Source organism: Tenacibaculum amylolyticum, from assembly GCF_964511145.1.
Taxonomy (GTDB): Bacteria; Bacteroidota; Bacteroidia; order Flavobacteriales; family Flavobacteriaceae; genus Polaribacter; species Polaribacter amylolyticum.
In genome coordinates, this window is the sequence record NZ_CAZEFZ010000032.1 from 1 (window position 1) to 1,396 (window position 1,396).

Consider the following 1,396-nt stretch of genomic DNA (forward strand, 5'->3'; position numbering starts at 1 on the left):
ACTATAGCTAACTGCTCTTGCTGTACTCCAACAGCCTGTACTATTATTTCTAGCACGTAAGTAATAAGTACTTCCACTTGTTCTGGTAATACTTGTAGTCAATGTAGCTGTACTTGTTCCTGATGCACTACTTTGCCAATACCATGTGATTCCACTTGGCGCATTTCCTTTAGTAAGTACACTATTTCCACAGTTATTTACTACAGTAGGTGTGCTTGGTGTGCTTGGAACAGCTTTAATACTATAATTCACTGCTCTTGCTGTACCCCAACAACCTGTACTATTATTTCTTGCACGTAAGTAATAAGTGCTTCCGCTTGTTCTAGTAATACTAGTAGTCGATGTAGCTGTACTTGTTCCTGATGCACTGCTTTGCCAGTACCATGTAATTCCACTTGGCGCATTTCCTTTAGTAAGTACACTACTTCCACAGTTATTTACTACGGTAGGCGTACTTGGTATGCTTGGTATCGTTTTGATACTATAATTCACTGCTCTTGCAGCACTCCAACAACCTGAATTATTATTTCTTGCACGCAAGTAATAGGTGCTTCCACTTGTTCTGGTAACACTAGTACTCGGTACTGATGTGCTTGTACCTGATGCACTACTTTGCCAATACCATGTGATTCCACTTGGCGCAGTACCTTTGGTAAGTACACTACTTCCACAGTTATTTACCACGGTAGGTGCAGTAGGGATACTTGGAATACTTTTAACACTATAATTTACTGTTCTTACTGCACTCCAACAACCTGTACTATTGTTTCTTGCTCGTAAGTAATAGGTACTTCCACTTGTTCTGGTAATACTACTATTTGTTACTGATATACTAGTACCTGAGGTACTACTTTGCCAATACCATGTGACTCCACTTGGCGCAGTACCCTTGGTAAGTACTGTATTACCACAATTATTTACAATGGTAGGCGCACTTGGCATACTTGGTACTGATTTGATACTATAATTCACTGCTCTTGCTGTACTCCAACAGCCTGAACTGTTATTCCTTGCACGTAAGTAATACCTGCTTCCACTTGTTCTAGTAATACTAGTACTTGATACCGATGTACTCGTACCTGATGCGCTACTTTGCCAATACCATGTGACTCCACTTGGCGCAGTACCTTTGGTAAGCCTACTATTTCCACAATTATTTACTACCGTAGGAGTACTCGGAACACTTGGAACAGATTTAACACTGTAACTAATTACTCTTGGATTTCCCCAACAACCTGTACTATTATTTCTGGCACGTAGGATATATACCGTACCACTTGTTCTGGTAATACTCGTACTTGAATTGGAGGTACTTGTACCTGATAGACTACTTTGCCAATACCATGTAATTCCACTTGGTGAACTTCCCTTAGTAAGTACAGTACTACCACAATTA

Annotated in this window: 1 protein-coding gene; it reads right to left on the reverse strand. The window is 40.1% G+C overall.

Features of this window, described 5'->3' with window-relative positions:
- Positions 1-1,396, reverse strand: a 1,396-nt coding sequence (locus ACKTTC_RS11105) for a hypothetical protein (protein WP_408039899.1), incomplete at both ends; no start/stop codon positions are given.